This window comes from Tepidibacter mesophilus, from assembly GCF_002724055.1.
GTDB lineage: Bacteria > Bacillota > Clostridia > Peptostreptococcales > Peptostreptococcaceae > Tepidibacter_A > Tepidibacter_A mesophilus.
Genome location: NZ_BDQY01000005.1, coordinates 1 through 22,911, shown reverse-complemented (window position 1 = coordinate 22,911; position 22,911 = coordinate 1). Strand labels below are relative to the sequence as shown.

Below are 22,911 nucleotides of genomic sequence, written 5' to 3'. Positions count from 1 at the left end.
TCTTTATCTAAGGTTTTTTTATCAAAACCTGTATTATATCTCCGTATAAATTAGGTGCATTTTTTTTCCAATTATCACATATGAGTTTAGCTTGTTTAGTAGAAGCTACATTTAAATCTATATTTATAAGGGGGATTTGATTTTCTATAACTTTTAAATTTACTATAAATTCATTATCTGATAATTTAGAATAATTGCACTTAACTTGTGTTTCTTTCAAAACTTTTTCCTTGTTAGTAGATATGTACTTATCTAAATTTTCTTTTAAATCAGATGGTATTCTAGAAATAAAATACTCAAGAGTTTGTACGCTTTTTTTAGTCAATGAATAATACTCTTTAAAGTCCTCTTTATAGGTTTTTAAAAAATTGGATTGAATAAGCTCTGATAAAAATTGTTGAAGAGAAAAGTAGTTCATTATTTCGTTTTCCATTACAACTTGAGTAATCTGAGAATTAGTTAAATCTATTTCTATTTTTTTCAAAATATATAATAAAACTAATTTATTAACCGCTAACTCTTCAGATGAGTTTTCAAACATAATACATCATCCTCCGCAAAATATATCTACATATATATTAAACTATTTACAAGAAAAATAAAAGTATAAAATAAAAAGGATATTCTGAATTTAGAATATCCTTTTTATTTTATACTTTTATTTTTTTCCTGCTATTTGGTTTTCTGCCATTTCAACTAACTTTTTAGTCATGTATCCACCCACATAACCATTTTGTCTTGCAGTTAAGTTTCCTTTGTCCATGCCTTCATAGTTAGATAAACCTAATTCATTTGCTGTCTCTAATTTCATTTGATTTAAAGCTGCTTTTGCCTCTGGAACTACTTTAGAATTTCTGCTTGCCATAGTATATTCCTCCTCTTTAATGTCTTTGAAATTTTGAGTACTAACATCTGTAAGATGTTGTAATATTAATTTAACCATTATTTTAAAAAATATTATGTTAATTTATGGTTATTAATATTTTTTGTGCATTTTTATTTTAATATTTTTTGTTGTATCGGTTTCTCTTACAGCGTGAGACTCTCTTAAATAATGTCTAGGTTCTAGTTTTAAGGTTTCTCTTGATGATTCTATTATTTTTCCGTTTAAATTAGAGTAATGACTTCTTATATTAGACATCAAATCACCTCCTAAAAATAATTTTCCCATTTAAGAAATTAAATCTTCTAGTAATTTTTTGAAAAACAAAAAAATATAATTAATTATAAACATTATTATTAAAGGAGGGAAATATGAGAGTAATTATTATATCTATAAAAAAATTTTTATTAAGCATTGTATTATTTGCTATATGTTCTACTGTACTTATGTGCTCTTGTTATGTTATTAAAGACGCTATGGCACAAATTCCAGAAAAAAAACTTCCTATTTACTGTGTTGATACACAAGAAAAAAAAATAGCTATAAGTTTTGACGCTGCTTGGGGAGATGCTTATACAAAAAACATATTAGATACGTTAGATAAATATGATGTTAAGACAACTTTTTTTCTAGTTGGATTTTGGGTGGATAAGCACCCTGACTTAGTGAAAGAGATATCTGATAGAGGTCATGAAATTGGAAATCACTCGACTACACATCCTAAAATGAGTCTTTTAAGCAAAGAACAAATCAAAGAAGAGCTTGAAACTACATCTGACAAAATAGAAAAAATAATAAATAAAAGACCTGTAGTTTTTAGACCTCCTTTTGGTGATTATAATGATACTTTGATAGATACAGCATCAAGTTTAAATTACTATACAATACAATGGGATGTAGATTCTCTTGATTGGAAGGAAATTGGAGTTGAACACGTTGTTGATAGAGTAATTAAAAATACAAAAAATGGATCGGTAGTACTTTTTCATAATAATGCCAAATACGTAAGCGAATATTTGCCTTTGATTTTAAAAAAGTTAAAATCACAGGGTTATGAAATAGTTCCTGTATCTGAACTTATATATAAAGAAAATTTTAATATGGATTCAACAGGAAGACAAAAAAAGAATAATTAATTTAAAGGTTTAATTAAAAAAAATGATGCTTATAAAAATAATGTTATATAATGTTATTTTTATGAGCATCATTTTTAATGTGTAAGAAAAGTATATTATTTTAAATATTATAAGTAATAAAGGAATGGTAATAAAAGAACTGTAATTACAGTTCTTTTGAGAATTTGAGTATAGATGAGTTGTTGAGAACATGAGGTAGCATGAAGCAAATTTTTTGTGTTATCATATATATTGTTTATAAATTTGATAAGAGGTGATTATGTGTTTTTAATACCAAAGAAGATATTGGTAAAAGAAGCTATGAGTGATAAATATATACAGGTTAACTACGAAGAAGAACTATCTGTATGTTTAGATAAAATGTTAAAAAATAATTTAGATGATATATACATTTTGGATGAGCACAAAAAATTAATAGGGTTACTATCTTTAACAGATATATCAAAAACTAAAAAATCTGATTTAAATGATGGTAATCCAATCAAAAATTTTATGATAAAGGATATAAATACTATATCAAAAAATGTATCCTTACTTGATTGTAGAAATATGATGATTAAGAATAAGATTGCAAGGCTTCCGGTTGTGGAAAATGGATATTTGATTGGAGTCGTACGAAGTGAACAAATAAGAGATTATTTTTATATGAGAATGGAGGAAATAGGTAGTAAACTTAATCACATTATAGATAATATATATGAAGCTGTTTGTGTAGTAGATACAGAAGGTTATGTTATAGTATGGAATAAAAACTCAGAAAAGCTGTATAATGTAAAATCTGAAATTATAGTCGGAAAAAAGTTAGAAGATTTTTTTCCAAAGGCAATATTATTAAAAGTTTTAAAAACTAAAAAAGCTGTAGATGATGTATATCATTCTCCACCAAGAAAAGATACCGATGTAATAGTTACTGCTCAACCAATATTTATAGATGGAGAGTTTGCAGGTGGCGTATCTACTGATAGAGATATAATGGAGGTTAAAAAATTATCTAATCAGCTTCAAAAAGCTAATGACACTTTGAAATTTTTGGAAAATGAAGTTAAGAAATTTTCAAGTGATGATTTTGGAAATATAATTGGAAAAAGTGAAAAACTTACAAAAGCTATTCAAACAGCAAGGCAGGTAGCTAAAACTAATGCTAGCATATTGATACTTGGAGAAAGTGGTACGGGAAAAGAAGTATTTTCAAGGTCAATACATGATTATAGTCAAAGAGAAGGGTTGTTTGTACCTGTAAACTGCAGTGCCATACCTAGTGAATTATTTGAAAGTGAATTCTTTGGGTATGAAGCGGGTGCTTTTACAGGAGCCAATAGAAAAGGGAAAATGGGTATATTTGAACTTGCTAATAATGGAACAGTATTTTTAGATGAAATTGCAGATCTGCCTATGCAAATGCAAGCTAAACTTTTAAGAGTGCTTCAAGAAAAAGAAGTGAGAAGAGTAGGTGGAGAAAAAACTATAAATGTAAATGTAAGAGTGATATCTGCTACGAATAAAGACCTAAAAGATATGATTGAAAAAGAAGAATTTAGGGAAGATTTATACTATAGACTAAATGTAGTTGAGCTTAATCTTCCTCCGTTAAGAGATAGACATGGAGATATAGTTATATTAATACACAAATTCTTAAAAGATATATGTACTCAAAACTCTAAACCTGTGCCTGAAATAGATCAAGAAGTTATGGACATACTCAGAAACTATAAATGGAAGGGTAATATAAGAGAACTTAAAAACACAGTAGAACATTTAGTTGTACTTAGCAAGGATGAAAGTATAAAAAAAGAACTAGTTCCTAAATATATACTTGACAATGTTAATAAAACTACTGATTGTAAAACTTATCCTATGGATTTAAATCAGGCGATATCAAAACTTGAACAAGACACAATAAAAAAAGCCTTGAATATGTCAAATGGTAATAAAGCGAAGGCTGCTAAGTACTTAAACATACCTAGGAGTACTCTATATTATAAGATGGAACAGTATAAAATTAAATAAGACGTCGGAAAACAGACGCGTGTCAAAAAACTGACGGAAAACATTTTCATGAATGGAATTTAGTTTAACAGTAGATAATAAGAGAGTTGTAACGGTTAATAAGTTAATAGAATTAAAAAAGTAACAGTCGAAAAATTGACACATGCACCTTAACAGATTTAATATAGAAAAAATAAAATCAAAATATATGACATATAAAAAAATTAAATACTAGGTAAACCAATCGTTACAAAAAAAAAAATAAAAAAATGTCGATTAAAATAAAAATTGGCATACTACTTGCTTTAATTAATGGCGAGAAGAAAAAATGGTAGGAGGTGAGAATGTGAATTTAACTATAAGTTTAAAACAACACGTTGGAGCACCATGCAAACCTATCGTTAATATAGGTGATGAAGTTAAGAAGGGACAGTTAATAGCTGAACCTAATGGACTAGGTGCTAATATACATGCAAGTGTATATGGAAAAATAGCAGAAATAACTGATACTGATATAATCATAGAAGCTGATGAAAATCAACCAAATGAATATGTTCAAATAAAAGAAACAGAAAATCATTTAGAGGCTGTTAAAGAGGCTGGTATAGTTGGTGCTGGTGGAGCTGGATTTCCTACTCATATTAAACTAAATGTAGATTTAAAAGGTGGATATGTTATAGCAAATGCAGCTGAATGTGAACCAGTACTTTCTCATAACGTTACAGTAATGGAGGAAAATCCAGAAATTATTGTAAAGGGTCTTAAATATGTTGTTGAAATGACTAACGCTTCTAAAGGATATATAGCTATAAAGCCAAAGTACAAAAAAGCTATAATAGCTCTTGGTAAGGCTTGCAAAAATGAAGAAAAAATAGAAGTCAAATACTTACCAGATATGTACCCAGCAGGTGATGAAAGGGTTATAATAAGAGAACTACTTAACGTAGAATTAAAGCCTGGACAATTACCACTTGAAGCAGGTGCTGTAGTTTGTAACACTGAAACATTAAAAAATATCGTATTAGCCATAGAAGATAGAAAACCTGTTATAACTAAAGATATTACAGTTGGTGGAAGAGTTAAAAACGCTAAAGATGGAAAGTGCTTCTTGGATGTTCCAATAGGTATGCCTATTAAACACTATATACAAGAATGTGGTGGGTATGAGTTACCATATGGAGAAATAGTAATAGGAGGACCTTTCACAGGTCGTAGTGGAGAAGAAGATTCTCCAGTTACTAAGACTTTAGGTGGTATATTAGTATCAATGCCATTCCCTAATGAAAGCAGAAAAGTTGGTATAATTGCGTGTGAATGTGGTGCGCAAGAAGATAGACTTAAAGAAATAGCAGCTGGAATGGGCGCTGAAGTTGTAGCGGAGACTAAGTGTAAGAGAATGACAGAATCTAATGGAAGATATAGATGTGATTTACCTGGTATGTGTCCAGGACAAGCAGAAAAAGTTTTATACCTTAAAAAACAAGGTGCAGAAGTAGTTATTACTGGAACATGTGAGGACTGAACTAACACAGTCATGAACGTAGCTCCTAGGTTAGGAGTGCCAGTATATCATAGTACAGACCATGTTTTAAGAGGTGCAGGACATAAAATATATAGAAGAAAAAAATAAGGGAGGCGATTTATATGTCAATTACTCCAGAAACAGCTAAAGCTCACGCTAAAGATCCAGCAGTTTGTTGCTGCAGATTCGAAGCTGGTACTGTAATTGAAACATCAAATTTAGAGGATCCAGCAATATTTGCTGATTTAGAGGATTCAGGATTATTAGAAATATCTGCAGATTGTTTAACTATTGAAGAGGTTTTAGGAGCTAAATTAACTAAAACTGTAGATGCTTTAACTCCACTTACAGCTGATTTATTAGAAGGTGTTAATAAGGTAGAAAAAGCTGAAGAAGTTAAAGAAGAAGCTAAAGAGGTAGCTCCAGTTGAAACTGTTGCTCCTGTAACAGCTGTTACTCCAGTTGCAGGTGGATCTGTTAAGATACACATAGGCGAAGGAAGAAACATAGACTTAGAAATACCTTTAAATGTAGCTGCTTCTATGGGCCTTGCTCCAATAGCTACTCCAGTAGCTCAAACTGTTGCTCCAGTAGCTGCACCAGTTGCTGAAGTTAAAGAAGCTAAGGCTATCAGATCATTAGCTAAGAAGCACTTTAAAATAGAAAAAGTTGAACTTGCTGATGAAACTAAAATAGAAGGAACAACTCTTTATATAAGAAAAGATATTTGTCCTGAAGCAATATCAAGCCAAGAATTAGTAGTAGATATGAAATTAGAAATAATAACTCCTGATAAGTATAACACTTACAGTGAAACTATAATGGATGTTCAACCTATAGCTACTAAAGAAGAGGGAGAACTAGGAGAAGGTATAACTAGAATAATAGATGGTGTTATCGTTATGGTAACAGGAACTGATGAAAACGGAGTTCAAATAGGTGAATTTGGTTCTTCTGAAGGTGACTTAGATAAGAACATCATGTGGGGAAGACCAGGAGCTCCAGATAAAGGAGACATATTCATAAAGACTCAAGTTACAGTTAAAGCTGGAATGAATATGGAAAGACCAGGACCTCTTGCAGCTCATATGGCTACAGATGTTATAACTCAAGAAATAAGAGAAGCTTTAAAGACTGCTGATGAGTCTTTAGTTGTTGAAACTGAAGAATTAACTCAATACAGAAGACCTGGAAAGAAAAAAGTAGTTATAGTTAAAGAAATAATGGGACAAGGTGCAATGCACGATAACTTAATATTACCAATGGAGCCAGTAGGAACATTAGGAGCTAAGCCTAACGTTGACCTTGGAAACGTTCCAGTTATGTTATCTCCACTTGAAGTATTAGATGGAGGAATCCATGCATTAACTTGTATAGGACCTGCTTCTAAGGAAAACTCAAGACATTACTACAGAGAGCCTCTAGTAATAGAAGCTATGAATGATGAAGAGATAGATTTAGCAGGTGTTATATTTGTAGGATCTCCTCAAGTTAACTCTGAAAAATTCTATGTATCTAATAGATTAGGTATGATAGTAGAAGCTATGGATGTAGACGGAGCTATAATAACTACAGAAGGATTCGGAAACAACCATATAGATTTTGCATCTCACCATGAGCAAATAGGTAAAAGAGGAGTTGCAGTAGTTGGATGTACTTTCTCTGCAGTTCAAGGAGCTCTAGTTGTTGGTAATAAATACATGACAAACATGATAGACAACAACAAATCTAAGCAAGGTATTGAAAATGAAATACTTTCAAATAATACGTTGTGTAAAGAAGATGCAGTAAGAGCATTAGCTATGGTTAAATCTGTTATGGGTGGAGAAGAAATAAAAGCTGCAGAAAGAAAATGGAACAACAATGTTAAATTAAACAATGTTGAGCTTATAGAAAAAGAAACTGGAATGAAAGTAGAACTTCTTGAAAATGAGCAATCATTAGAATTAAGTAAAAAAAGAAAAGAAATTTACGAAAAATAAAATCCCCGAAAAGGTGATATAAATGGATAGATTAAAATATTCTTCTACAGAAAGAATGTATGAAGGTGTAATAGTTAAGATAACAGATGGTGGCGTTACTATTGATTTAAAAGGAAGACTTGGTCAATTTAAAATGCCAAAGAGAATGTTAATCACTGATTATGAATTAAAACTTGGCATGGAAGTTGGATTTTTATTAAGCTATCCTGAAGTATTAGGACCTGAAGTTAATGAAAAATATGCTGAAATAATAGCAGAAAATCAAAGACGAGAGCAAGAAAAAAATAAATAACTAACAGGAAAGAGAGGTAATAAATATGAGTCTTACAGTAATAAAAGGACTTCAATCAGAAATATTTGTACCAATAACACCTCCACCGGTATGGACACCTGTAACTAAAGAATTAAAAGATATGAAAATAGCTTTAGCTACAGCTGCTGGTGTGCACTTAAAATCAGATAAGAGATTTAACTTAGCAGGAGATTTTGGATTCAGAGTAATTCCAGGAGATGCTCCAGTTAGCGACATGATGGTATCACATGGTGGATACGATAATGCAGATGTTAATAAAGATATAAACTGTATGTTCCCTATAGATAGATTAAGAGAGCTTGCAGAAGCTGGATTTATTAAAGACGTAGCTCCATCACACTTTGGATTCATGGGCGGCGGTGGAGATCAACAAAAATTCACTGACGAAACTGGTCCAGAAATAGCTAGACAATTAAAAGAAGAAGGCGTAGACGCAGTTGTCTTAACAGCTGGCTGAGGTACTTGCCACCGCTCTGCCGTGATCGTGCAGAGAGCGATTGAGGAAATAGGTATACCTACTATAATGATAGCAGCCCTTCCTCCAGTAGTAAGACAAAATGGTACTCCAAGAGCAGTTGCTCCGTTAGTTCCAATGGGAGCAAATGCAGGTGAGCCAAATAATGTTGATATGCAGACTAATATATTAAAGGATACTTTAACTAAACTTATAGAAATACCAAGTGCAGGTAAAATAATACCTTTACCATATGAGTACGTAGCTCAAATATAATTTAAAAAACTTCCCTCTTTGAACAAAGAGGGAAGTTTTATAAAACAAAAAATACCTTCAAAAGGTGATGTATATGAATAAAGATAAAATTCTAAGAAGATTAGTAATAAAAGCTTTTCATATAGATAAAGTTAAATTTGGCCAAAAAAACTCAATATGTAATCGTTTGCTTACGATTGACAAAGAAATGTCAAAACATTTAGTCAATAGTGAGGAATTGATAGAAGATATAAATATCAATATAATAAATCCTGGACAACATGATATTTATGTAAACACTATTATGGACATCGTACCAATATCTACAAAGGTACTTGGTAAAATAGGAGAAGGTATAACTCACACTTTGACTGGAGTTTATGTTATGGTAACGGGAGCTGATAGTAAAGGAAAGCAGATGCATGAATTTGGATCATCTGAAGGACTTTTAAAAGAACAGCTTGTGTTAGGAAAAGCAGGTACTCCATCTAAGGATGATTACATAATTCATTTTGATGTAACTTTAAAGTCAGATATTCCATATGAAAGAAAACTTCCATTATCAGCTTTTAGGGCATGTGATAAATTTATACAAGGAATGAGATGTGTTTTAAAAGAACTAGATGGAAGAGATTCAACAGAGGCTCATGAATATCTAGACAGAATAAGGCCTAATTCTAAAAAAGTTGTAATAGTAAAACAAATAGCAGGTCAGGGTGCCATGTATGATAACCAACTTTTTTCAGATGAACCAAGTGGAGTTTCAGGAGGTAAATCTATTATAGACATGGGTAATGTTCCTATGATAATATCTCCTAATGAATACAGAGATGGCGCTTTAAGAGCCATGACGTAAGGCGGTGATATTATGGGTATAGGACCATCAACTAAAGAAACATCTCTTCATCATTTTAGAGATCCGCTACTTGATATTGTAAGTGGAGATAAAGATGTGGATCTTTTAGGTATCATGGTAGTAGGAACACCTCAAGATAATAAAGAAAAGTATTTTGTAGGGCAAAGAGCAGCAGCCTGGGCTGAAGCTATGAGAGCCGATGGTGTAATTATCTCGGTTGACGGATGGGGAAACTCTCATGTAGATTATGCAAATACAATAGAAGAAATAGGAAAAAGAGGAATACCTGTAGTAGGACTTAGCTTTGTAGGAACTCAAGCAAAATTCGTAGTAACTAATAATTATATGGACACAATTGTAGATTTTAATAAATCTAAAGAAGGTATAGAAACACAAGTTGTTGGAGAAAACAACGTAGATGTTTTGGATGCCAAAAAAGCACTTGCGTTTTTAAAATTAAAAATGAGAAAAGAGGGAAAATAATATGAAAGCTATAAGAAGTATTCACGCTGTTGATTCGCACACTATGGGAGAGCCAACAAGAATAATAGTTGGTGGAGTACCTAATATACCAGGCAAAACTATGGCTGAGAAAAAAGAATATTTAGAAAAAAATATGGATACATTAAGAACTGCTACTATGCTTGAGCCAAGAGGACACAATGATATGTTTGGTTCTATATTAACAGCTCCAGTAAATGAAGAAGCTGATTTTGGAATAATTTTTATGGATGGTGGCGGATATTTAAATATGTGTGGTCACGGATCTATAGGAGCTATAACTGTAGCGATAGAAACTGGTATGGTTGAACCTAAGGAACCTATTACAGAAGTTGTAATGGATACTCCTGCTGGAATAATAAGATCTAAAGCTAAAGTTGAAAATGGAAAAGTTAAAGAAGTATCTATAGTTAATGTCCCAGCTTTTCATTACAAGAAGGATGTAGAAATCGAAGTTCCTGAAATAGGAAAAATAACATTTGATATATCTTTTGGAGGAAGTTTCTTTGCTATAATACATGCTAATCAATTAGGACTTTCAGTTGAGCCTAAAAATGCTCAAAAATTAACTGATTTAGGTCTTAAAATAAGGGATATAATCAACAAAGATGTAGAGATACAACATCCAACTTTATCTCATATAAACACTGTTGATTTAGTTGAAATCTATGATGCTCCATCTCATCCAGAAGCAACTTATAAGAATGTAGTTGTATTTGGACAAGGACAAGTAGATAGATCTCCTTGTGGAACAGGAACAAGTGCTAAAATGGCAACTCTTCACTCTAAAGGAGAGTTAAAAGAAGGAGAACTATTCGTATACGAAAGTATATTAGGAACTCTATTCAAAGGTAGAGTAGTTGGAACTGATAAGGTTGCTGAGTACAATGCTATAATTCCTGAAATAACAGCATCAGCTTATATAACAGGATTTAATCATTTTGTAATAGATCCTGAAGATCCATTAAAGCATGGATTTATATTAAAATAAAAAGAATATACATATATTGTTATAGTAATTATTAATAATTACTATAACAATATATACAAAAAAATATATAACTTTGGAAATTGATGCGAATTGTTTACTTTTTATCAAAGTAATGATAAAATGTAAATAAAAAAATAAGGAGGGTACAAATAATGATAAACATAGTCTTAGGTGTTTTAGGCGTTTTAACTCTTTGGTTTGCAGTAGTATTTATATCGGACTTTATGAAGCATAGAAATAACTTAGAAACACATAATACTTGGGGAAAAGTTCTTTTCATCGGATTTATAACAGATTTCTTCGATACTTTAGGAATAGGTTCATTTGCACCTACAACAGCACTACTTAAAGGTATGAAACAAACTCAAGATAGACTTTTACCAGGAACATTAAATGCTTCTCATACTATACCAGTTGTACTTGAAGCTTTCATATTTATAACAGTTATAAACATGGACCCTACAACATTAATAGCTATGCTTGCAGCAGCAACTATAGGAGCTTATGTTGGAGCTGGAATAGTTTCTAAACTTCCAGAACAAAAGGTTCAAAAAACAATGGCAGTTGCTTTATTTATTACAGCTTTCCTAATGCTTGCAGGTCAGTTAAACTTAATGCCAGGTGGAGGAGAGGCTGTTGGATTATCAGGATCTAAGCTTATAATCGCAGTAGTTGGAAACTTCATATTAGGAGCTTTAATGACTGCAGGAATAGGTCTTTACGCACCATGTATGGCGCTTGTTTACTTATTAGGTATGTCTCCAAAAGTTGCATTCCCTATAATGATGGGTTCTTGTGCATTCTTAATGCCAGTTGCATCAGTTAAGTTTGTTAAAGAAGAAGCTATAGATAGAAGAGCTGCTATGGGTATAACTATAGGAGGTACTATAGGAGTTTTAATAGCTGCTTACCTTGTAAAATCTTTACCTATTAAAATATTAACTTGGTTAGTTATAGCTGTTATATTCTACACAGCTGCTACTATGTTAAAATCAGCTTCTAAGAATAAAGAAATAACAGAATAAATAAGTTTAAATAAAAAAACTGTCGATATATATCGACAGTTTTTTTATTTAAAAAATTATAAAGATTTTAAATATACAGAAAAAATGAACCTACTATATGTTAAGTAATTAACAAAAAAATACAAAAATATAATATATTTACATAAATTTAATTCTTAAATCTAATTATAAGATGAACATAAGTTATAGAAAAAATGTGAGTTTTATGCTTAAATTCTTTTTGAAAACCTGAATAAAATAAGCTGTATTCTAATATATTTATATAGATAATACATAAGAACATGGAGGGTAAGATGATGATCAATATAAAAGAAGATACGAATGTTGTGAATATGTTAGGAGAGATTGCAGAAGAACTTAAGGTAAGTCATGAAATATTTGGAGAAAAATTTTATACTACAAAAATAAAAATAAAAAGGCTTAGTGATTCACAAGATATACTACCTATTACAGTATCTGAAAGACTGATTGTAGACTTAGATATGGATATTGGCAAAAAGGTTGAAGTGTCAGGACAGCTGAGATCATACAATAAGGTTATTGATGGGAAAAATAAACTTATATTAACTATATTTGCAAGGGAATTAGTTTTTGTAGAAGAAGAAAATAAAGATCCTAATAACATATTTCTAGATGGATATGTATGCAAGAACCCTATTTATAGAAAAACTCCTCTAGGAAGAGAAATCACGGATTTATTGCTTGCAGTGAATAGAGCTTATAATAAGTCTGATTATATACCATCTATAGCTTGGGGAAGAAATGCAAAGTTTTGTAAGAATCTAAAGATAGGGGATAGAGTTCAATTATGGGGACGAATTCAAAGTAGGCAATATGAAAAAAAAGTTGAAGAAGGAGAAGTTGATTTAAAGGTGGCATATGAGGTTTCTGTATCTAAAATGAAAAAATTATCAGAAAATAATGCTAAGTAATAAATAAAAAAACAGTATTACTAATAATATCTTATACATTTAAGCAAATTAAATTCTTATTAAATTATAGATAATATTGATGGAAGAACTGAACTTGCAACCATTTAGAGCAATAAAGAATGTAGGGATCATTGAGAATATGAGTCAGTGTGTAGCAAATAGGTAAATTTTTTATATATTAATAAGAGTATTTATATTGAATAATGGAATTATATTTATTATAATAGATAAGTGATAACTAAAGAATAGACAGAAGGTGAATTTACTTGGAAAAAATATGTGTAGATACATCTTATTATATAAGAGGTAGTATAAGTCCTAATAAAAAACAAAATAATATAAATAACTTCTTAGATACCATAAATTGCTCTGTTGGAGATAAAGTCCTGCTTTTAGGGAACATATCTAACTATGGAAAGTACTTAAAAAAGCTAGGGGTAGAAGTTATTATACTTGAAAACGATAAATATGTTACCAGTTCTGCGATTGTGGATAATGGGAATTGTAACATAATTCAAGGCTCAGTTGAATATATGCCATTTAAAGATAATTATTTTGATAAAGTAATATTTTTAAATTATTTTAATTGCTTTGAGAATGAAAAAAATGCTTTAAGTGAATTGTATAGAGTTTTGAAATATAAAGGAAAGGTAATAATAGAGAATAAAAATCCTAAAAATTTATCTGTAAAATTGAAATCACTTCAAAATAAAATAAAAGGATATAATGGTAAATTTTATAGACCTACAGAAATAGTAAAGATATTTGATGAAAGTGGATTTTGTGGAACTTTTAAAGAAATAGACAGTGAAAATTATATTTATATGGGTATTAAAACAGATTAAAGACTAGGGTCACCTAGTCTTTTTTCTCTAAGATGAAGCGAATTTTTTTCTAAAAAGGAGGAAAAAATGAAAATTTATTATGAACCTATAGTTTGGATGATAGTTATTATTATACTTATGTCTATTCAGTACTCTATAAATAAAATTATTATTTTGCTAAGAGATATAAAAGAAGTATTGGTACAACTTAGAATGAAAGACAGGTTATAATATGGTTGATTTAATGCTTATAAAAGAAGATATAAAAAATACAGCAGATGTTATATCTTCTGTGTTGAATGTAGATGTTACTATAGTTGATCAAAATTTGATAAGAATTGCAGGAACTGGAAAGTATGCGAATAAAATCGGAGAGAAGATAAGTTTGTACTCTGCATTTAAGAATTCTCTAGATACAGGTGAAAGTTTTATAATCGAAAATCCAAGAGAAGATAAAATATGCAAAATGTGTAAGGATAAAAATCAATGTAAAGAATTTGCAGAGGTATGCTGTCCTATAGAATTAGAAGAAAAAATATACGGAGTTATAGGTCTTATAGCATTTACTCAAGAACAAAGTGATAATATAAAAAATAACAAAAGTCAATTGATGAGTTTTTTAACAAAAATGGCAGATTTAATATCAAGTAAGATAAAGGTAGAGAATAAGTCTTATGAAATAAAAATACAAGCAAAGAGATTAGAGATGCTTCTCAATAATATGGATAAGGCAGTAGTATCCACCGATGTTTATGGAAACATAGATAAATACAATGATAAATTCAAAAATATATTTAAACTAGATGATAAAATAGATAAAAATAATATATTTGATATACTTAAATTCATAAATAAAAATGAAATAAAAACTGTAGAAAAAAGGTATAAAAGCACATCATTCACTTATAAAAAGAACTATTATACGTTAAGAGGTATATACAATACGAATAAAATAATAATAGATGGAGATATAAAAGGATATGTATTTGACTTTATAGATAACTCTTCAGCTATAGAAAATTTTAACGAAATAACTGGGACAAACTATAATATAGGGTTTAATAACATAATAGGAGATAGTTTGTCTATGGAAAATGTCAAGAATGAAGCTAGAGTTGCATCAAAAACATCATCTACTGTATTAATAACTGGAGAAAGTGGTACAGGAAAAGAGTTGTTTGCAAGGGCTATACACAATAATAGTAGTAGATGTAAGCATTCATTTATAGCTATTAACTGTGCTGCAATCCCTGATAATCTACTTGAGAGTGAATTGTTTGGATATGAAGAAGGTGCATTTACGGGGGCTAAAAAGGGAGGTAAAGTAGGAAAATTTGAACTTGCTAATAGAGGAACTATATTCCTTGATGAAATAGGAGATATGAGTATACATTTACAGGGAAAGCTACTTAGAGTATTACAGGAAAGAGAAGTTGAAAAAATAGGAGGAAAAATAAATATACAAGTTGACGTTAGAATAATAGCTGCAACAAATAGAGATTTAGAAAAGATGGTTGAAAAAGGTGAATTTAGGGAAGATTTATATTATAGATTAAATGTTATCCCTATATATATACCTCCCTTAAGAGATAGAAAAGAAGATATAGTACTACTTGTAGATAATATAATTAAAGATTATTCTAAAAAATTAAATAAAAATATAAATGAAATAGAAGAAGATGCAATAAGAAAAATATTGGACTACCCGTGGCCAGGGAATGTTAGACAACTTCAAAATGTAATAGAGTACAGTATAAACATGTCAGATTCAGCTACTATAAAATATGAAAATTTACCCCAAAAAATAATAAAGAAAAATAAAAAATTTAAATATGATATGAATGATGATATAACTACTCTTAAAGAAGTAGAAAAACAAGAAATAATTAAAGCTTTGCATAAGTTTAAAGACTACAAGAAAGACAAAGAAAGAGCTTGTGAGGCTCTTGGGATATCTAGAGCAACACTTTATAGAAAAATGAAAGAATATGAAATAAAATAATCTCAAATTGAGACGTAAGTCTCAATTTGAGATTATTTTATTTCAAAAAGATACAAACAGGGATTTATAAACTATGAAATTGATAAATAATAAACTACAAGTATTGGGAAAACTGGTTTTTAAAAGTTGGCATAGTTTGTGCTATATATAAATGATATAAAATTGAATTGGGGGTTTTAAAATGAAAAAAATACTTGTAGATATGTTAAAAGCAGAAGTAAAGCCAGCTTTAGGATGTACAGAGCCAGTTGCAGTAGCACTAGCTTGTGCTAAAGCTAAGGAATTATTAGGAGAAGAAATAGTTGAATGTAATATATTTGTAAGCCCTAATGTATATAAAAATGGTATGTGTGTTGGAATACCTGGAACAACGAGATTAGGTCTTAAAATAGCAGCTTCTATGGGACTTAATGGAGGGGATTCTGAACTCGGACTTAGAGTATTAGAAAAATTAGGAGAAGAAGAAGTTGTTTTATCAGAAAAATTCATGGACCAAAATATGGTTAAAATATCACCTATAGAAACTACTGAAAAGGTTTACATAGAAGTTAACTTAAAAGGAAAAGAGAATACGTCAAAGACTATAATAATGACTAAGCATGATAACTTTGTTCATATTCAAAAGAATGATTCTGTAATATTGAATGGAGAGATAAGCTTAGATGTAGAATATACACATGTTGATAGCCCAACAGCTAAACTTACAATCAAAGAATTGATTCAAGAAATAGAAAAAATGGATGAATCTGATTTAGAATTTTTATTAGAAGGAATAGATATGAATCTAGATATGGCAAACGTTGCTATAGATAATAAGGTTGGTATTGGTGTAGGATATGGAATAAAGAAAGCTATGGATGATAAAATGCTTTCAGATGACCTTATGAACAAAGCTATGATGTTAACAGCAGCAGCCTCTGATGCTAGAATGAGCGGAGTCAATAAGCCTGTTATGAGTTCTAATGGAAGTGGAAATCATGGACTTACAGCTATACTTCCAATAGCTGCTTATAATGAAATGTATCCTCAAACAAAAGAAAAATTATCAAAAGCATTAGCTATAAGTCATTTAGTTACAGGCTATATAAAGAATTATACAGGAAGATTATCTGCTGTTTGTGGATGTGGAGTAGCAGCATCAACAGGTTCAGCAGCAGCTATAACTTGGCTTATGGATGGAACTTATGAGCAAATAGATGGAGCCATTGAAAATATGATTGCAAACTTAAGTGGTATGATATGTGATGGTGCAAAGGCTGGATGTGCACTAAAACTTGCATCTGCTGCATCTGCTGCTGTACAAAGTGCTGTAATAGCAAAATATAACTGTATAGTACCGGCTCTTAATGGAATAGTGGGAAATAAAGTTGAAGAAAGTATAAGAAATTTAGGAAAAGTTAGTGCACAAGGAATGACTATAACAGATGAGGTTATAATAAAAGTTATGGATGGTATGAATAACAACTAAAGTAATGTTGACAAAAATCTACTTTTTAATTAAAATAGAGTTTAAAATACAATTACTCTAGGAGGTTTATTATAAATGGATATAGAAACTAAAGTATGGGAAACATTATGCTCTGAAGAAGATATAGCTAGAAGAACTGTTGAACTTGGAAAGCAGATATCTGAGGATTATAAAGATAAGAAATTATTCGTTATATCTCTTTTAAAAGGAAGCTTTATATTCACTGCTGATCTTGTGAGAAAGATAGACATCCCAGTTAAATTAGGATTTATGACGACATCTAGCTATGGGCATTCAGAAGAGTCGAGTGGGAAAATAAATGTTCTTGCAGATATAAATGATGATATCTCTGGATACGATGTTTTAGTAGTTGATGATATCACAGATTCGGCTCTTACTATGAGTTTTGTTATGAATCATTTAAAACAAAAAAATCCTGCAAGTGTTAAATGTTGTGTATTATTAGATAAACCAGTTAGAAGAAAAGTAGATTTAGTTCCTAATTATGTAGGATTTGAGATAGATGATAAATTCGTAGTTGGATACGGACTAAACTATGGAGATTATTATAGAAACGTTCCATATGTATTTAATGTAACTGATCAAGATAGATAAAAAAGATGGCTGACTAGCCATCTTTTTTTTATCCTCTCAAATCTTCCATAAGTTTAGTTTTTTCTTTAGTTTTTTCATCTTTCATTTTTATAATCTTAGCAGGAGATCCAGCTACAACAGCCCCTTCGGGTACGTTTTGAGTTACAACAGCACCTGCTGCTACAACAGCACCTTTCCCAACTACAACTCCTTCTAATATTACAGCATTTGCGCCTACAAGAACATCATCTTCTAGTATGACGGGTGTAGCAGAAGGGGGTTCAAGTACACCTGCAACTACAGCTCCAGCTCCAAGATGTACATTCTTACCTATAGTTCCTCGTGCACCTATAACAGCGTTCATATCTATCATAGAGCCTTCTCCGATTTCAGCTCCTATATTGATAACTGCGCCCATCATTATAACTGCGTTTTTCCCAATAGAAACCATATCCCTTATAATAGCTCCTGGTTCGATTCTAGCATCTTCATGTAAATAGTTATAAGTAGGTATAGCAGAATTTCTTCTATCGAATTCTAAGTGATAATCTGTTATGGTTTCTTTATTATCATCTAAAATATCTTTAATCGATGATTGCTCTCCTATTAAAATATAACTATTATCACTACCAAATATTTTTACGTTCTCGTAATCTTTATTTTTTAGTGTTCCGTTTAAATATACTTTAACTGGTGTTTTCTTAGTTGAATTCTTTATAAATTTTGCTATTTCATATGGGTCTGTTAATTTCATCATTAGTAAATTACCTCCTAAGTGTTATTATAAAGATACTATGTTTTTCATATTATAGTATCCATTTTCTTTGTTCATTATAAATTTAGCTGCTTGAAGAGATCCTTGAGCAAATATTTCTTTTGATAAGGCTATATGATTCAACTCTACTATTTCATCTTTACCTGCAAATATAACACTGTGATCTCCAACTATAGTTCCACCACGTACTGCGTGAATACCTATCTCATTTTCTTTTCTCTTTGCATTTTTACCATGTCTACCAAAGTTAAATTCATTATCTAAAATAGCTTGAATTTCATTTGCAAGCATCAAAGCGGTACCGCTAGGAGCATCAACTTTTTTGTTATGGTGTTTTTCAATTATTTCTATATCGAAATTATTTAGAGCTTTAGCTGATATTTCAACAAGTTTTAAAAGTAAGTTTACTCCAAGTGACATATTTGAGCTATGAAATACAGCAACTTCTTTAGAGTGCTCGCTTATCATATCGAGTTCTTCATTAGTATACCCAGTTGTTGCTATAACTAACGGGGTTTTAGTTTTTTTAGAATAATATAGCATATCGTTTAATGTAGTTGGATTAGAAAAATCTATTATAACATCGGCTTTCTCATTAATATCTAGTATGTTAGGGTATACATTATATTCAGTAGTCTCATTAATTTCTCTAGAAACACCTGCTACAAGTTTAAAAGCGTCATCATTGCATATAGACTTTGTCAAAACTTTTCCCATTTTGCCAAGACATCCATTAACTATAACTTTAATCATGTTACACCTCCTATAATAAAGCTATTTAAAATCCTATACCACATATGTAGTATAGGATTTTATAAAGTAAAACTTAATTCAGATGAAGTTCGTACTCCAAGTGAATTTTTAGCTTTTGGATAAAAAACTATAATTTGAATCCGTAGTTTGTTAATTCTTTCTTTAATACGCTTAAATTGCAATCATCCATATCTACAAGTGGAAGTCTAAGTTCACCCATGTTAAATCCTAATAAATTCATAGCTGTTTTAACTGGAATAGGATTTACTTCTATAAATAATGAATCTATCAAAGGTTTCATATCTAATTGAAGTTTTCTAGAACCCGCAATATCTCCTTCGAAATATTTGTATACTAAGTCGTGAGTATCTTTTGGACATATATTAGCAACAACTGATATAACACCGCATCCTCCAAGAGATAATAGAGGTAGAATCATATCATCATTTCCAGAGTATATTCCAAATCCATCAGGACAAACTCTTGCCATCTCAGCAACTTGAGATATATCTCCACTAGCTTCTTTAACTGCTACTATGTTTTTATGCCTAGCTATTTGAGCTAGAGTAGAAGGTTTTATATTAACTCCAGTTCTTCCTGGAACGTTATAAACTATTATAGGAATATTAACAGCATCAGCTATAGCATTAAAGTGAGAAATAAGACCTTTTTGAGTAGACTTATTGTAATAAGGAGTTATAACTAAAAGTCCATCTGCTCCTAATTCTTCAGCTTTTTGGCTAAGGTGTATAGAATGTGCAGTATTATTAGAACCAGTTCCTGCTATAACTGGTATTCTTTTATTTGTTTTATCTATCACAAATTTTATAGTTTCTATTTGCTCTTCATCAGTCATTGTAGATGCTTCACCAGTAGTTCCACATACTATAAATGCATCTGTTCCCTCTTTGATATGGTATTCTATAATTTCTCCTAATTTTTCAAAGTTTATTTTTCCATTTTTAAATGGGGTAACTAAAGCAACACCAGAACCTTTAAATAGCATTAAAATCATCCTCTCTATACTAAATTATATTTTAATAAAAGTTCAGCTATTTGAACTGTGTTAGTTGCAGCTCCTTTTCTTATATTATCAGCAACAACCCACATATTGATACCATTATCTAAACTAAAGTCTCTTCTTATTCTTCCAACAAATACCTCGTCTTTTCCTGCAGCATCTAATGCAAGTGGATATACATTGTTTTTAGGATCATCTACAACGACAACTCCATCTGCATCATTTAAAATATCAAATACTTCTTTAATATCAAATTCTTTTTCGAATTCAATGTTTACAGATTCACTATGAGAATACATTACTGGTATTCTTACAGTTGTAGCTGTTATTTTTATAGTATGATCATTTAATATTTTTTTAGTTTCATCTATCATTTTCATTTCTTCTTTTGTATAACCATTATCTAGGAATACATCTATATGAGGTAAAGCATTATAAGCTATAGGATGAGGATATAATTTATTTTCATTTCCTTTAATACCTTCTTTTAAATCGGATATACCTTTAACACCAGATCCTGAAACTGCTTGATATGTTGAGTATACTATTCTTCTTATACCGAATTTATCGTGAAGAATTTTTAAAGGTACTACTGCTTGAATAGTAGAGCAGTTTGGATTTGCTATTATACCGTTATGTTTTTTTACATCTTCAGGATTAACTTCTGGAACAACTAAAGGAACATCGTCATACATTCTCCACATGCTACTATTGTCTACTACTATAACTCCTTTGTCCTTAGCTATTGGAGCAAATGTCTTACTAATTTCTCCGCCAGCAGAGAATAAAGCTATATCTATATCTTTATCAAAAGAATTTTGTGTTAGTTCTTCTATTATGTAGTCTTTTTCATTAAAGGTTATAACATCTCCAGCTGATTTTTTTGATGCAAATAAATACAGGTTTTCTATAGGAAAATTTCTTTCTTTTAGAATTTCCAAAAATGTTCTTCCTACCATTCCTGTTGCACCAACTATAGCAACGTTTACTTTTTTCATAGATAAACCCCCTTTATCATAAATATATGATATTATAAATTTTATAATGAAGCAAAAATAAATACTTTATTTAATATATAGTACCATTCAATATAAATATATTCAACAAAATATGATGTTGTGATAATTGTTTTTTGAAAGGAGATATAAATGGATATAAGAACAGACGTTAGGGTGTTAAAAGACATTGTATATAATCACAGAAATAAATTGAATAACCTAGCAGAATTGGGTATGAAGGAATATAAAACATCTAAGTATATAAAAACATATCTAGATGTTTTGGGAGTAGAATATGAAGAATATCTAGAAACCGCAGTAGTAGGTATTATAAAAGGGAAAAAATCTAAAAAGAATATAGCATTTAGAGCAGATATGGACGCTTTGAATATAGATGGACAAATAAAGCATCTTTGTGGTCATGATGGTCATATGAGTATACTTTTGGGTCTTATAGAGTATTTAACTATTAATAAAGATAAATTGTTAGATGATATAGTTTTTATTTTTCAACCAGCAGAAGAATCTCCTGGTGGAGCACTTCCTTTAATAAAAGAAGGAATTTTAGAAAAATATAAAGTTGATGAAATATATGGACTTCATATATTTCCGGATATAGAAGAAGGATTTGTTGGAGTTAAACCGAATCATTTTTTAGCTCAAACAGGAGAAATAGATATTGAAATAATAGGAAAGGGAGGCCATGGAGCTATGCCTCAAAACTCTATTGATTCAATAATCATAGCTGCAAATTTCGTAAACTCTATACAAAGTATAATATCTAGAAATATAAGACCTCTAGATGCAGGTGTTTTAAGCATTGGAAAAATGGAGGGCGGAAGTAGAAGAAATATAATAGCTGAGAGTGTGAAACTTGAAGGTACTATAAGGGCGTTTAAGCAAGATGTGTACGACGAAATAAAGAAAAGAGTTTGTGATATTGCATGCGGATTTGAAAAATCTTTCAACTGTAATATAAATATCAATATAAAGGATGACTACCCAGCAGTTAACAATGATGAAGAACTATTCAATGAATTCAAAGAAGCTATTAATAATAAATATATAAAAATACTAGAGCCTTTGATGATATCTGAGGATTTCTCGTATTATCAACAGCATGTAAAAGGGTTGTTTTTTATGTTGGGATCTAGAAATACTGATAAAGAATTTGTAAATGGACTCCACAATATAAAGTTTAACTTTGATGAGAAGGTACTGTTAAATGGTATAAATGCATATGTAGAATTGTTAGAGTATAAAGGTGTTTTGAAAATCATATAATTTATGGGTATACGAAAAAGAGGTCAGCTATTTAGCTGACCTCTCAGACTGTTGACAAAGAGATGTTAATTTCAAGTAATTAACATCTCTTTTTTTGTCCATAATCATAAATGATAAGTTGATTTATTGTACTAGTTAGGGCTTAATTTCTTAAAAAAGGTGTTTAAGCGAAAATGAAGATAATTGAAATACCGCTACTTAATTAATCTTTTAATAAAACTACAGATTATATCTTATTAAATATCCTAAAACTTCTTAAACTCCCTTACGGTCAAACAACGAAGTTTCTTAACGGATATTTAAACGATACAACCTAAGTTTCATAGTAAAAGATTAATCAAAAGTAGCTAACATTT

The 22,911-nt window shown here is 30.3% G+C and carries 24 protein-coding genes; 17 read left to right on the top strand and 7 right to left on the bottom strand.

Annotated features, from left to right (window positions below; translation table 11 throughout):
* Positions 1 to 7: 7 nt before the first annotated feature.
* The 3 genes from Tmeso_RS05055 to Tmeso_RS16350 form a co-directional block, all read right to left on the bottom strand.
* A complete protein-coding gene (locus tag Tmeso_RS05055; RefSeq protein WP_099188887.1) occupies positions 8 to 541 on the bottom strand; it encodes a DUF4364 family protein in 534 nt (177 codons plus the stop codon).
* Between the two features lie 117 nt (positions 542 to 658).
* A complete protein-coding gene (locus Tmeso_RS05050; RefSeq protein WP_099188886.1) occupies positions 659 to 865 on the bottom strand; it encodes an alpha/beta-type small acid-soluble spore protein in 207 nt (68 codons plus the stop codon).
* Positions 866 to 976: 111 nt separating this feature from the next.
* A complete protein-coding gene (locus Tmeso_RS16350) occupies positions 977 to 1,141 on the bottom strand; it encodes a hypothetical protein (protein WP_187296235.1) in 165 nt (54 codons plus the stop codon).
* A gap of 113 nt (positions 1,142 to 1,254) precedes the next feature.
* Between Tmeso_RS16350 and pdaB the strand changes: the two genes are divergently transcribed.
* The 16 genes from pdaB to hpt all read left to right on the top strand — a co-directional run bounded on the left by pdaB (position 1,255) and on the right by hpt (position 17,745).
* Positions 1,255 to 2,019 (top strand): polysaccharide deacetylase family sporulation protein PdaB, encoded by a 765-nt coding sequence (gene pdaB / locus Tmeso_RS05045; RefSeq protein WP_099188885.1) that lies wholly within the window; start codon positions 1,255 to 1,257, stop codon positions 2,017 to 2,019.
* Between the two features lie 261 nt (positions 2,020 to 2,280).
* Complete coding sequence (gene prdR / locus Tmeso_RS05040; RefSeq protein ID WP_099188884.1) at positions 2,281 to 4,026, top strand: sigma-54 dependent transcriptional regulator PrdR; 1,746 nt, start codon at positions 2,281 to 2,283, stop codon at positions 4,024 to 4,026.
* 307 nt (positions 4,027 to 4,333) lie between these two features.
* Positions 4,334 to 5,635, top strand: a complete 1,302-nt coding sequence (gene prdC, locus Tmeso_RS05035) for a proline reductase-associated electron transfer protein PrdC (RefSeq protein WP_187296234.1) — start codon at positions 4,334 to 4,336, stop codon at positions 5,633 to 5,635.
* A gap of 14 nt (positions 5,636 to 5,649) precedes the next feature.
* A complete protein-coding gene (prdA, locus tag Tmeso_RS05030; protein WP_099188882.1) occupies positions 5,650 to 7,509 on the top strand; it encodes a D-proline reductase (dithiol) proprotein PrdA in 1,860 nt (619 codons plus the stop codon).
* A 22-nt stretch (positions 7,510 to 7,531) separates the two neighbouring features.
* Positions 7,532 to 7,801, top strand: coding sequence for a CBO2463/CBO2479 domain-containing protein (locus tag Tmeso_RS05025; protein ID WP_099188881.1), 270 nt, complete (start codon positions 7,532 to 7,534; stop codon positions 7,799 to 7,801).
* A gap of 25 nt (positions 7,802 to 7,826) precedes the next feature.
* The gene (prdB, locus tag Tmeso_RS05020) at positions 7,827 to 8,552 is read left to right on the top strand and encodes a D-proline reductase (dithiol) protein PrdB (protein ID WP_099188880.1); all 726 of its coding nucleotides are present in this window, start codon (positions 7,827 to 7,829) and stop codon (positions 8,550 to 8,552) included.
* A 73-nt stretch (positions 8,553 to 8,625) separates the two neighbouring features.
* Entirely contained in the window at positions 8,626 to 9,387 is a 762-nt protein-coding gene (gene prdD, locus Tmeso_RS05015; protein WP_099188878.1) for a proline reductase cluster protein PrdD, read from the top strand.
* 12 nt (positions 9,388 to 9,399) lie between these two features.
* Positions 9,400 to 9,870 carry a glycine/sarcosine/betaine reductase component B subunit gene (locus Tmeso_RS05010; protein ID WP_099188876.1) on the top strand — a complete coding sequence of 157 codons (471 nt, stop codon included), beginning with the start codon at positions 9,400 to 9,402 and terminating at the stop codon, positions 9,868 to 9,870.
* 1 nt (position 9,871) lies between these two features.
* A complete protein-coding gene (locus Tmeso_RS05005) occupies positions 9,872 to 10,879 on the top strand; it encodes a proline racemase (protein ID WP_099188874.1) in 1,008 nt (335 codons plus the stop codon).
* 152 nt (positions 10,880 to 11,031) lie between these two features.
* On the top strand, positions 11,032 to 11,904 hold the full coding sequence (locus Tmeso_RS05000) for a sulfite exporter TauE/SafE family protein (RefSeq protein ID WP_099188873.1): 873 nt from the start codon (positions 11,032 to 11,034) through the stop codon (positions 11,902 to 11,904).
* A gap of 296 nt (positions 11,905 to 12,200) precedes the next feature.
* Complete coding sequence (locus tag Tmeso_RS04995; protein ID WP_099188872.1) at positions 12,201 to 12,836, top strand: single-stranded DNA-binding protein; 636 nt, start codon at positions 12,201 to 12,203, stop codon at positions 12,834 to 12,836.
* A gap of 266 nt (positions 12,837 to 13,102) precedes the next feature.
* Positions 13,103 to 13,681, top strand: a complete 579-nt coding sequence (locus Tmeso_RS04990; RefSeq protein WP_187296233.1) for a class I SAM-dependent methyltransferase — start codon at positions 13,103 to 13,105, stop codon at positions 13,679 to 13,681.
* Positions 13,682 to 13,747: 66 nt separating this feature from the next.
* On the top strand, positions 13,748 to 13,891 hold the full coding sequence (locus Tmeso_RS16345; protein WP_187296232.1) for a hypothetical protein: 144 nt from the start codon (positions 13,748 to 13,750) through the stop codon (positions 13,889 to 13,891).
* Between the two features lies 1 nt (position 13,892).
* Positions 13,893 to 15,662, top strand: coding sequence for a sigma-54 interaction domain-containing protein (locus tag Tmeso_RS04985; RefSeq protein ID WP_099188870.1), 1,770 nt, complete (start codon positions 13,893 to 13,895; stop codon positions 15,660 to 15,662).
* 181 nt (positions 15,663 to 15,843) lie between these two features.
* On the top strand, positions 15,844 to 17,130 hold the full coding sequence (locus tag Tmeso_RS04980) for an L-cysteine desulfidase family protein (protein ID WP_099188869.1): 1,287 nt from the start codon (positions 15,844 to 15,846) through the stop codon (positions 17,128 to 17,130).
* 75 nt (positions 17,131 to 17,205) lie between these two features.
* A complete protein-coding gene (gene hpt / locus Tmeso_RS04975; RefSeq protein WP_099188868.1) occupies positions 17,206 to 17,745 on the top strand; it encodes a hypoxanthine phosphoribosyltransferase in 540 nt (179 codons plus the stop codon).
* Positions 17,746 to 17,773: 28 nt separating this feature from the next.
* Here hpt and dapD read toward each other — a convergent pair whose 3' ends face one another.
* The 4 genes from dapD to Tmeso_RS04955 all read right to left on the bottom strand — a co-directional run bounded on the left by dapD (position 17,774) and on the right by Tmeso_RS04955 (position 21,271).
* Complete coding sequence (dapD, locus tag Tmeso_RS04970; RefSeq protein ID WP_099188867.1) at positions 17,774 to 18,481, bottom strand: 2,3,4,5-tetrahydropyridine-2,6-dicarboxylate N-acetyltransferase; 708 nt, start codon at positions 18,479 to 18,481, stop codon at positions 17,774 to 17,776.
* 24 nt (positions 18,482 to 18,505) lie between these two features.
* Entirely contained in the window at positions 18,506 to 19,252 is a 747-nt protein-coding gene (gene dapB / locus Tmeso_RS04965; RefSeq protein ID WP_099188866.1) for a 4-hydroxy-tetrahydrodipicolinate reductase, read from the bottom strand.
* 127 nt (positions 19,253 to 19,379) lie between these two features.
* On the bottom strand, positions 19,380 to 20,258 hold the full coding sequence (gene dapA, locus Tmeso_RS04960) for a 4-hydroxy-tetrahydrodipicolinate synthase (protein WP_099188865.1): 879 nt from the start codon (positions 20,256 to 20,258) through the stop codon (positions 19,380 to 19,382).
* 14 nt (positions 20,259 to 20,272) lie between these two features.
* Positions 20,273 to 21,271, bottom strand: a complete 999-nt coding sequence (locus Tmeso_RS04955) for an aspartate-semialdehyde dehydrogenase (RefSeq protein ID WP_099188864.1) — start codon at positions 21,269 to 21,271, stop codon at positions 20,273 to 20,275.
* 150 nt (positions 21,272 to 21,421) lie between these two features.
* Between Tmeso_RS04955 and Tmeso_RS04950 the strand changes: the two genes are divergently transcribed.
* Entirely contained in the window at positions 21,422 to 22,555 is a 1,134-nt protein-coding gene (locus Tmeso_RS04950) for an amidohydrolase (RefSeq protein WP_099188863.1), read from the top strand.
* The last annotated feature ends 356 nt before the right edge of the window (positions 22,556 to 22,911 follow it).

Excerpts from the sequence above, each read along its gene's own strand:
- dapB (WP_099188866.1), bottom strand. The coding sequence starts at position 19,252 with ATGATTAAAGTTATAGTTAATGGATGTCTTGGCAAAATGGGAAAAGTT.
- Tmeso_RS05005 (WP_099188874.1), top strand. The coding sequence starts at position 9,872 with ATGAAAGCTATAAGAAGTATTCACGCTGTTGATTCGCACACTATGGGA.
- hpt (WP_099188868.1), top strand. The coding sequence starts at position 17,206 with ATGGATATAGAAACTAAAGTATGGGAAACATTATGCTCTGAAGAAGAT.
- Tmeso_RS04950 (WP_099188863.1), top strand. The coding sequence starts at position 21,422 with ATGGATATAAGAACAGACGTTAGGGTGTTAAAAGACATTGTATATAAT.
- Tmeso_RS16350 (WP_187296235.1), bottom strand. The coding sequence starts at position 1,141 with ATGTCTAATATAAGAAGTCATTACTCTAATTTAAACGGAAAAATAATA.
- Tmeso_RS05010 (WP_099188876.1), top strand. The coding sequence starts at position 9,400 with ATGGGTATAGGACCATCAACTAAAGAAACATCTCTTCATCATTTTAGA.
- dapA (WP_099188865.1), bottom strand. The coding sequence starts at position 20,258 with ATGCTATTTAAAGGTTCTGGTGTTGCTTTAGTTACCCCATTTAAAAAT.
- dapD (WP_099188867.1), bottom strand. The coding sequence starts at position 18,481 with ATGATGAAATTAACAGACCCATATGAAATAGCAAAATTTATAAAGAAT.
- Tmeso_RS04955 (WP_099188864.1), bottom strand. The coding sequence starts at position 21,271 with ATGAAAAAAGTAAACGTTGCTATAGTTGGTGCAACAGGAATGGTAGGA.
- Tmeso_RS16345 (WP_187296232.1), top strand. The coding sequence starts at position 13,748 with ATGAAAATTTATTATGAACCTATAGTTTGGATGATAGTTATTATTATA.
- pdaB (WP_099188885.1), top strand. The coding sequence starts at position 1,255 with ATGAGAGTAATTATTATATCTATAAAAAAATTTTTATTAAGCATTGTA.
- prdD (WP_099188878.1), top strand. The coding sequence starts at position 8,626 with ATGAATAAAGATAAAATTCTAAGAAGATTAGTAATAAAAGCTTTTCAT.
- prdA (WP_099188882.1), top strand. The coding sequence starts at position 5,650 with ATGTCAATTACTCCAGAAACAGCTAAAGCTCACGCTAAAGATCCAGCA.
- Tmeso_RS04995 (WP_099188872.1), top strand. The coding sequence starts at position 12,201 with ATGATCAATATAAAAGAAGATACGAATGTTGTGAATATGTTAGGAGAG.
- Tmeso_RS05000 (WP_099188873.1), top strand. The coding sequence starts at position 11,032 with ATGATAAACATAGTCTTAGGTGTTTTAGGCGTTTTAACTCTTTGGTTT.
- Tmeso_RS05050 (WP_099188886.1), bottom strand. The coding sequence starts at position 865 with ATGGCAAGCAGAAATTCTAAAGTAGTTCCAGAGGCAAAAGCAGCTTTA.
- Tmeso_RS05055 (WP_099188887.1), bottom strand. The coding sequence starts at position 541 with ATGTTTGAAAACTCATCTGAAGAGTTAGCGGTTAATAAATTAGTTTTA.
- Tmeso_RS04985 (WP_099188870.1), top strand. The coding sequence starts at position 13,893 with ATGGTTGATTTAATGCTTATAAAAGAAGATATAAAAAATACAGCAGAT.
- Tmeso_RS04980 (WP_099188869.1), top strand. The coding sequence starts at position 15,844 with ATGAAAAAAATACTTGTAGATATGTTAAAAGCAGAAGTAAAGCCAGCT.
- Tmeso_RS05025 (WP_099188881.1), top strand. The coding sequence starts at position 7,532 with ATGGATAGATTAAAATATTCTTCTACAGAAAGAATGTATGAAGGTGTA.